The sequence below is a fragment of the Streptomyces sp. NPDC043726 genome, assembly GCF_056436565.1.
This window is the reverse complement of record NZ_JBWKCI010000009.1, coordinates 253,034-261,394: the sequence shown is the minus strand read 5'-3', so window position 1 is coordinate 261,394 and position 8,361 is coordinate 253,034. Positions and strand designations below refer to the sequence as shown.

The following is an 8,361-nucleotide window of genomic DNA, read 5'->3' as shown; positions in this document are numbered from 1 at the left end:
GACGGCGAAGCCGAGGCCGAGCAGGCGCCGCCAAAGCCCCGCAGCCGAGGCCGACGCGCTACCGCCGTCCCGCCACCACCGCCGAAGAAGACCTCCGCAGCCGTATCCCCCAGAAGTGCCCCCCAGGCGCGGCGACTTGCGGTCGGGAGCCCTCCGGCGCCCCGTCCGTCTCGGCGCGCGCGAGTACGAACACGCCCCGCCCGGCGGCGACCGCTGCGAGCAGGCCCCCCACCACCGTCACCAGACCGGTCTCGTACCGGTCCCCCAGCACCACCACCCCGAGCACCACGGCGAACACCGGATTCACCAGCGTCACCGTGGCGAGCGGCGCCTCCAGCCCGCCCCGGTAACCGAGTTGGCACAGCACCAGCCCCGCCGGAGCAAGGAACAGCACCCCACCCGCCACCAGCAGGGTCGACGCGAGGCTCCCGGACCCCTCCCCGGTCACCCGCAGCACCGCGGTCTGGGCCAGCGCCGACGCCGACGCGAAGGCCACCCCCGCCGCGGCCGAGTACGAGAGGCTCGCCACCGTCGCCCCTCGGGCCACCGCCGCCGCGACCACGGGTATCCCCATCGCCACCGCGGTCAGCACCACGACCCCGGTCAGCTCCGCCGAATCGAGCGTCCGGCTCTCTCCCGCCGAGGGCACCAGCGCGAGCAGCCCCACCACCCCCGCCACGGTCAGCAACGTCCCCGACCACTGCGCCGAAGTCATCCGCTGCCGCAGCACGAGCGACGACAACAAGGGCGCCGCCACGAGGGTCAGCACCCCGAGCATCTGGACGGCGACGAGTGAGCCGTACCGTAACGCGGCCGTGTGCAGCACCGCCCCCAGGCCGTTCAGCAGCAGCGCGACCAGCCAGGTCCCCGACCGCCGCAGCCGCACCCCCGCCGGCCCGGCGGCCCGAAGCGCGGCAACCCGCTGCGCGACCGCCGCTGCCGCGTACGCGAGCGCGGAGGCCGTACCGAGCACCAGAACCGAGAACACGGTGTTCACGACGTCCTTTCACCGCGCCGGACACAGGAGCGGGATGTTTCGATCGTCCGGTATTTCATCCTCCGTTGAAGTCTACGGGCGCTGAATTACTCCCCGCAACCAGCACAGCCGTGCCCCCGGCCACACCGGAGAGGGTTCGAGACGGACTCCATCCGACGTCCACGGGGATTCCTGCCCCGCCGCCTACCCTCACCGAACTCACCAGCCCGGCAACGACCCTGGACCACGGAGAGTCGCCATGACGTACGTCATCGCCCAGCCCTGCGTCGACCTCAAGGACAAGGCCTGCGTCGACGAGTGCCCCGTCGACTGCATCTACGAAGGCCAGCGGAAGATGTACATCAATCCGGACGAATGCGTCGACTGCGGCGCCTGCGAGCCCGTCTGCCCGGTCGAGGCGATCTTCTTCGAGGACGACGTCCCCGGCGAGTGGACCGACTTCCGCCGGGCCGACACGGAGTTCTTCGCCGAGCTCGGCTCCCCCGGCGGCGCCGCCAACCTCGGCCCCGTCGAGTCCGACCACCCCGTGGTCGCCGAGCTGCCGGTGTCGGCCACGCCGTGACGAACGGGTGAGTTCGACGGCTGTTCACACGGCCCTCGTTGACGTACGCCCGCCACGTCCATAGCTTCGTGCCCGCCTGACATCACGTCAGCAAAGGCCGAGGAGAGGGGCGGGACGTGCGCTTGAGTCTTCGGGGCGCGGGGGTCGTGTGCGCGCTGATCGCGGGTCTGCTGCCCGTGTCGTCCGCGACCGCCGCCGCGACGACCGCGCCCGACCCGGTCCCCCTGGAGCGGCTCTTCGACAACACCGCGATCAGCGCCGACACCCGCCCCGACGAGGCCGACTTCGACGGCTCCGGCGCCTCCCTGTCGGCCACCGACCTGGCCGCCGCGGGCTGGAGCCCCGGCCGCGCGCTCACCGTGCAGGGCGCCCGGCTCACCTGGCCGGACCGCGCCCCGGGCGAGCCCGACAACGTTCTCGCCAACGCCCAGAACGTCCGCGTCAACGGCAGCGAAGACGCCCTCGCCCTCCTCGTCGCCGGCACCACCGGCGAGGACGTGACAGGTTCCGGCACGGTCGCGTACGCGAACGGCACACACACGCCGTACCGCATCACCGCCCCCGACTGGCGCACCGGTCCGCTCGCCACCAAGGCGCTGGCCCTTCCGCACGTCAACACCCCGGACGGCCAACTCGCCGAGCGAGCACGGCTGTACGTCGTCACGGTGCCGCTCGCGGCGGGCCGCGAGGTGTCGTCGGTACGGCTGCCGCGCGCTGCCGGACTGCACGTGTTCGCGGTGTCGGTGCGCACCGCGACCGTCGGGTGGACCGGCAGTTGGGCCACGGCGACCGGCGGTCACACGGCCGTGGGCCCGTGGACGGACCGGACGCTGCGGCTGGTCGTGCACACCTCGGCGGGCGGATCGCGGGTCCGCGTCCGGTTCGACAACACCTTCGCGGCGGCGCCGGTGCGGATCGGCGGCGCCTCGGTGGCGGTCCAGGCGTCGGGGGCCTTGCCACGGGGGGAGCCGGTCCCGCTGTCGTTCGGCGGCGCCCCGGGCACCGAGATCCCGGCGGGCGGGCAGTTGTTCAGCGACCCGCTCGGCTTCGAGGTGCCGGCGGACACGAATCTGCTGGTCAGCTTTCATCTGCCCGGCACGGTGACGGCGGCGCCCGTGCACCGGCTGGCACAGCAGCGGTCGTACGTCAGCGAGCCGGGCGACCACTCGGCCGACGAGGCGGGGACGGCGTACACCTCGACCGTGACGAACTGGCCGCTGCTCGGCGCGGTGGACGTGAGCGGCGGGCCCGGGTCCGTGGTGCTGCTCGGGGACTCGATCACCGACGGCGACAGGTCCACGGTCGACGCCAACCGGCGCTGGCCGAACGTGCTGGCCTCCCGGCTGCTCGCCCAGCACGAGGTGCCGCACTACGGCGTGCTCAACCAGGGGATCTCCGGGAACCGTGTGATCGCCGACCGGTACCCCGGGGACGGGGTCTCCACCGACACCGCCGGGGTGAGCGCCCTCAACCGGTTCGACCGGGACGTGCTCGCCCAGCCGTCGGTCCGTACGGCGGTGGTGTTCGAGGGCGTCAACGACGTGCGCTGGGGCGCGACCGCGGAACAGGTCGTCGAGGGGCTGCGGCAGCTCGCGGACCGCGGGCACGCGCGCGGGCTGCGGATGCTGGCGGCCACGATCGTCCCGTGCGGGGGCGAGGCCCGCTGCACGGCGGCCGTGGACGCGGAGCGGGCCGAGGTGAACGCGTGGATCCGGGACGCCGGGGTCTTCGACGCCGTACTGGACTTCGACGCGGCCCTGCGCGACCCGGCGCACCCCGCCCGGATCCTGCCGGAGTACGACAGCGGCGACCATCTGCACCCCGGAGACGCGGGTCTCGCGGCGCTGGCCTCCTCGATCGATCTGCGCGCGCTGATGCCGTGAGCGCCCCGCCCTACACGTCGAGGTCCACGACCACCGGCGCGTGGTCCGACGCGCCCTTGCCCTTGCGCTCCTCGCGGTCGACGTAGGCGTCCTTGACCGCCGTCGCGAACGGCTCGTTGCCGTAGACCAGGTCGATGCGCATGCCGCGGTTCTTGGGGAAGCAGAGCTGGCGGTAGTCCCAGTACGTGAAGGGGTGGTCGTACTTCAGGGGGCGCGGGACCACGTCCGACAGGCCCGCCTCGCGCAGGGAGGTGAGGGCCGCCCGCTCGGCCGGGGTGACATGGGTGAGGCCCTCGAAGGCGGCCACGTCGTAGACGTCGTCGTCCGTCGGCGCCACGTTGTAGTCGCCCAGCACCGCGAACGGGCGGCTGCCGCCCGCGTCGCCCGCGACGGCCGCCTTCAGCGCCTCGAACCACTGGAGCTTGTAGGCGTAGTGGGGGTGGTCCACCTCACGGCCGTTCGGCACGTACACCGACCAGACGCGGACCGGGCCGCAGGTCGCGCTTATGGCGCGGGGCTCCACCGAGCCGTCGTAGCCGGGGTCGCCGGGCAGGCCCTTGACGACGTCCTCGATGCCGACGCGGGAGAGCACCGCCACGCCGTTCCACCGCCCGGTCGCGTGGACCGCCGACTCGTAGCCCAGCTCGCGCAGCTGCTCGGTCGGGAAGGCGTCCTCGCCGACCTTGGCCTCCTGGAGGCAGAGCACGTCCGTGCCGCTGCTCTCCAGCCAGGCCAGGAGCCTCGGCAGGCGGGCGGTGATCGAGTTCACGTTCCAGGTCGCGATGCGCATGCCCCACAACCTACCCGGCGGCACTGACAATCAGAGCGCCGCGCTCTCCCCCGGCGCCAGCCTCAGGTGCTCGGCGCCGCCCAGCGCCCCGATCTGCCTGTCGTAGATGGGCCGGGCGAGGTCGGTGAGCAGGGCGTCGTGGATGTCGTAGGCGCGCTGCGGCTTGACCTCACGGACGTAGTCGATGACCTCCGAGATCTTGCTCCAGGGGGCCATGACCGGGAGCATCAGCGTCTCGACGGCGTGGTCGGGGACGGTGAGGGCGTCGCCGGGGTGGAAGACGCGGCCGCCGTCGACGAGGTAGCCGACGTTGGTGATGCGCGGGATGTCCGGGTGGATGACCGCGTGCAGTTCGCCGTGGACCTGGACGTCGAAGCCGGCGGCGGTGAAGGTGTCGCCGTGGCCGACCGTGTGCACGCGGCCCGGGAAGGCCGCCGAGATCTTCTCGGCGACGGACTTCAGGGTCCAGATCTCCAGGGCCGGGTCGGCCTCCAGGGCGGCGCGCAGCCGCCCCTCGTCGAAGTGGTCGGGATGCTCGTGGGTGACGAGGATCGCGTCCGCGCCGAGGGCGGCGTCCTCCTCGCTGAAGACGCCGGGGTCGAGGACGAGCGTGCGCCCGTCCTTCTCGAGACGGACGCAGGCGTGCGACTTCTTCGTGAACCTCATGGCACCATCCTGCCTCCGCGGTGCCACGGGAGCTCACCGCGGGGCAGCCTCACTCGGTCGGTGTGGTCTCCTCGCGGATGACCTGCTGCGCCACCTTGAACGCGCTGTTCGCCGCCGGTACGCCGCAGTAGACGGCGGCCTGCAGCAGCACCTCCTTGATCTCGGTGGGCGTCAGGCCGTTGCGCAGGGCGGCGCGGGTGTGGAAGGCGAGCTCCTCCAGGTGCCCGCCGGCGACCAGGGCGGTGAGCGTGACGCAGCTGCGCGAGCGGCGGTCGAGGCCGGGCCGGTCCCAGATCTCGCCCCAGGCGTACCGGGTGACGAACTCCTGGAAGTCGCCGGAGAAGTCGTCTGCCTGCGCCAGTGCCCGGTCGACATGCGCGTCGCCGAGCACCTCGCGGCGCACCTTGATCCCCGCGTCGTACGGGTCGGGCCGTCCGCCGTCCACGGGGCCGGGGACGACGGCCGGGGCGATCTCGGCGATGGGTACGGGCTGCGGAGGCCCGACGGGCGCCTGGGCGAGGACCGGCTTGACGGGGGCGGCGGGGATGGCGACCTGGCCGGTGGCGGAGTCGTAGGCGGGCTGCCAGGCCGTGGAGAAGTGTCTGACCAGCAGATCGGTGACGGCGGCGGGCTGCTCGACCGGTACGAGGTGGGAGGCGCCCGGGACCACGGCGAGCCGGGCGTCGGGGATGCCGGCGACCAGCGTGCGGGCCTCGGCGGGGCCGGTGACCTGGTCGTCGGAGCCGACCAGGACGAGCGTGGGCACGCCCACCTCGGCCAGTTCACCGCGGACGTCGAAAGAGGCCAGCGCCTCGCAGGCGGCGATGTAGCAGCCGGGGTCGGTGGTGCGCACCATCTGCACGGCCCAGTCGGTGATGGCGGGCTGGGCGGCGGCGAAGCCCTGCGTGAACCAGCGCTCGGGCGAGGTGCGGGCGATGGGGTCGAGGCCGTTCGTCCGGACGATCACCCCGCGCTGGCGGAACTCGTCGGCCGTGCCGAAGCGGGGCGAGGCGGCGATCAGCGCCAGCGAGGCGAGCCGCTCCGGGCAACGCAGGGCCAGCTCCACGCCGATCGCGCCGCCGAGCGCGCAGCCCGCGTAGCCGAAGCGCTGCACACCGAGGCCGTCCAGAGTGGCGAGCAGCCGTGCGGTGAGCTCGGCGACGGATCCACCCGGGTACGCGGGCGCGCCGCCGTGTCCCGGCAGATCGAACCGGAAGATACGCCACTGCTTCGTCAGCTCGGGAACCTGACGGTCCCACATGTGCCATGTGGTACCCAGTGAGGGACCCAGGATCAGGACCGGAGCGTCTTCGGGCCCGTCGAAGCGGTACTGCAGGGTGTTCGGTGGTGTCTCACTCACGCCCCAGACCCTCTCACGACTCACGGACGCCCCTGCAACGCGGGGGTGCGGGCAACCGGTCTGACCAGGCTGAATACCTCGCGGCGGCATACCGCTCGAGGCATCGGGTGCTCTCGCGTCGGGTCTTGCCGTCCTGGGTACGGCGCTCGTAGTACGCCCGGGTACGGGGGGGGCGTGGGGCAGGCGGGTCAAGACGATGCGGCGCAGGGCCGCGCTGCCTGCCGGTCGCCGCCGTAATTGAGCCGACGCGCGCTCCGACGGCCTCGTCCGAACCAGTGCCCAACGCGGCCGAAGCCGGCTGAGAACGAGTCGACTCCCCGCCCATTCCTGACCGGCAGTTGCTGACCGCCCGGTCCTTGCCGTCCGCCCCCGGCGCCTGCCCGGGTGTGGCTCAGGCGTCGATGATGACGGGGATGATGAGGGGCTTGCGGCGGTAAGTGCGGAACGCCCAGTTCGCCACGGCGCGGGCGACGAGTTGTTCGAGTTGGCGGGCGTCCCCGACGCCTTCCTCGGCGGCGGTGGCCAGGGTCTTCTCGATGACGGGGATGACCGGCTCGAAGGTGGCGTCGTCGTGGACGAAGCCGCGGGCCAGGAAGTCGGGGGGCTCGGTCAGGGCACCGGTGTCCGCGTCGACGATCGCCACCACCGTGACCACGCCTTCGGAGGCGAGGGTGAGGCGGTCCTTGAGGGAGGCCTCGGTGGCACCGCCGACTTCCATGCCGTCCACGTAGACGTTGCCGGCGGGCACCTTGCCGGTGATGGAGGCGCGTCCGTCGACCAGGTCGACGACGACGCCGTCCTCGGCGATGACGACCCGTTCGGGATCGACACCGGTACGGATGGCGAGGTCGGCGTTGGCCCGCAGGTGGCGCCACTCGCCGTGCACGGGCATGACGTTGCGGGGTTTGACGATGTTGTAGCAGTAGACGAGCTCGCCGGCGCTGGCGTGCCCGGAGACGTGCACCTTGGCGTTGCCCTTGTGGACCACGTGGGCACCCCACCGGGTGAGTCCGTTGATCACCCGGTAGATGGCGTTCTCGTTGCCGGGGATGAGGGAGCTGGCGAGCAGGACGGTGTCGCCCTTGCCGATGCGGATGACGTGGTCGCGGTTGGCCATCCGGGACAGTGCGGCCATCGGTTCGCCCTGGGAGCCGGTGCACACCAGCGTGACCTTGTGGTCCGGGAGTTTCTCCAGCTCCTTCGTGCTCACGACCAGGCCGGAGGGGACCTTCAGATAGCCCAGGTCACGAGCGATGCCCATGTTGCGCACCATTGACCGGCCCACGAAGGCCACCTTGCGGCCGTGCTGGTGGGCGGCGTCCAGGACCTGTTGGATGCGGTGCACGTGGCTGGCGAAGCTGGAGACGATGACCCGGCGCGGCGCCGTGCGCATCACCTGCTCGATCGCCGGGTTCAGCTCCCGCTCGGAGGTGGTGAAGCCGGGCACCTCGGCGTTGGTGGAGTCGGTGAGGAACAGGTCCACGCCCTCCTCGCCCAGGCGGGCGAAGGCACGCAGATCGGTGATGCGCTCGTCGAGCGGGAACTGGTCCATCTTGAAGTCGCCGGTGTGCAGCACCATCCCGGCCCGGGTGCGGATCGCGACCGCGAGACTGTCGGGGATGGAGTGATTGACCGCCACGAACTCGCAGTCGAAGGGACCGAAACCACGCCGGTCGCCCTCCCGCACCCGCACCGTACGCGGCCGGATGCCGTGTTCCTTGAGCTTGGCCTCCAGGAACGCCAGCGTCAGCTTGGAGCCGACGACGGGGATGTCGGACCGCTCGCGCAGCAGGTACGGCACGCCGCCGATGTGGTCCTCGTGGCCGTGGGTGAGTACCACGGCCACGACGTCGTCCAGCCGGTCCCGGATCGAGGTGAAGTCCGGCAGGATCACGTCCACGCCGGGCTGGGTCTCCTCGGGGAACAGCACGCCGCAGTCGACGATGAGCAGCTTGCCCCCGTGCTCGAAGACGGTCATGTTGCGGCCGATCTCGCCCAGGCCGCCCAGGGCGATGACCCGCAGCCCTCCTTCAGGCAGGGGAGGGGCGGCTTTCAGCTCGGGGTGCGGATGACTCATACCCTGACGTTACCCGGAGTGCGGGA

Annotated in this window: 7 protein-coding genes; 2 read left to right on the top strand and 5 right to left on the bottom strand. The window is 72.1% G+C overall.

The genetic code is table 11. From position 1 onward, the window contains the following. Nucleotides 1-58: 58 nt before the first annotated feature. Nucleotides 59-997, bottom strand: a complete 939-nt coding sequence (locus AC068Z_RS26615) for a DMT family transporter (protein ID WP_478560488.1) — start codon at nt 995-997, stop codon at nt 59-61. Between the two features lie 238 nt (nt 998-1,235). On the opposite strand from AC068Z_RS26615, the gene fdxA reads away from it, so the two are divergent. Further along, nucleotides 1,236-1,559 carry a ferredoxin gene (fdxA, locus tag AC068Z_RS26610; RefSeq protein ID WP_478560485.1) on the top strand — a complete coding sequence of 108 codons (324 nt, stop codon included), beginning with the start codon at nt 1,236-1,238 and terminating at the stop codon, nt 1,557-1,559. Between the two features lie 116 nt (nt 1,560-1,675). Beyond that, nucleotides 1,676-3,442 carry an SGNH/GDSL hydrolase family protein gene (locus tag AC068Z_RS26605; RefSeq protein WP_478560482.1) on the top strand — a complete coding sequence of 589 codons (1,767 nt, stop codon included), beginning with the start codon at nt 1,676-1,678 and terminating at the stop codon, nt 3,440-3,442. Nucleotides 3,443-3,452: 10 nt separating this feature from the next. On the opposite strand, the gene AC068Z_RS26600 is transcribed toward AC068Z_RS26605, so the two are convergent. From AC068Z_RS26600 to AC068Z_RS26585, 4 genes are all read right to left on the bottom strand, one after another. Next, the gene (locus AC068Z_RS26600) at nt 3,453-4,232 is read right to left on the bottom strand and encodes an exodeoxyribonuclease III (RefSeq protein WP_478560479.1); all 780 of its coding nucleotides are present in this window, start codon (nt 4,230-4,232) and stop codon (nt 3,453-3,455) included. A 30-nt stretch (nt 4,233-4,262) separates the two neighbouring features. Continuing rightward, entirely contained in the window at nt 4,263-4,898 is a 636-nt protein-coding gene (locus AC068Z_RS26595; protein WP_478560476.1) for an MBL fold metallo-hydrolase, read from the bottom strand. Between the two features lie 49 nt (nt 4,899-4,947). Further along, entirely contained in the window at nt 4,948-6,258 is a 1,311-nt protein-coding gene (pcaDC, locus tag AC068Z_RS26590; RefSeq protein ID WP_478560473.1) for a bifunctional 3-oxoadipate enol-lactonase/4-carboxymuconolactone decarboxylase PcaDC, read from the bottom strand. A 391-nt stretch (nt 6,259-6,649) separates the two neighbouring features. Beyond that, complete coding sequence (locus AC068Z_RS26585) at nt 6,650-8,335, bottom strand: ribonuclease J (protein WP_478560470.1); 1,686 nt, start codon at nt 8,333-8,335, stop codon at nt 6,650-6,652. Between the last annotated feature and the right edge of the window lie 26 nt (nt 8,336-8,361).

Excerpts from the sequence above, each read along its gene's own strand:
- AC068Z_RS26585 (WP_478560470.1), bottom strand. The coding sequence starts at position 8,335 with ATGAGTCATCCGCACCCCGAGCTGAAAGCCGCCCCTCCCCTGCCTGAA.
- AC068Z_RS26600 (WP_478560479.1), bottom strand. The coding sequence starts at position 4,232 with ATGCGCATCGCGACCTGGAACGTGAACTCGATCACCGCCCGCCTGCCG.
- AC068Z_RS26595 (WP_478560476.1), bottom strand. The coding sequence starts at position 4,898 with ATGAGGTTCACGAAGAAGTCGCACGCCTGCGTCCGTCTCGAGAAGGAC.
- fdxA (WP_478560485.1), top strand. The coding sequence starts at position 1,236 with ATGACGTACGTCATCGCCCAGCCCTGCGTCGACCTCAAGGACAAGGCC.